Here is a 272-nt window from a genome sequence, read left to right on the forward strand (position 1 = left end):
TCATTATTGAGCAATTAAAAGCAGCGCGGCAAGCGATGGACCTGACGCAATCAGAGGTGGGGAAAAAACTCGGTCTGCCGCAAAGCCATGTTTCGAAGATCGAACAAGGGGGGACGGATCCTCGGCTTTCCACGGTGTCTGATATGGCCAGGGTGTTGGATCAGGAGCTGGTTCTTGTCCCCAGACAACTGTTGTCACAGGTCAGGGCACTGCTGCAGGGGGAAAAAGGGCATGAGCGGCGCTGGCAGCTTGACGAGGAGGATGAGGTATGA

General features: G+C 55.1%; 1 protein-coding gene. It reads left to right on the forward strand.

Annotation, left to right across the window (positions count from 1 at the left end):
- The coding region (locus ACYQ8U_RS23420) for a helix-turn-helix domain-containing protein (RefSeq protein ID WP_459947955.1) at positions 1-272 on the forward strand (272 nt) is incomplete at its 5' end.

It is taken from the genome of Desulfocastanea catecholica, assembly GCF_054657295.1.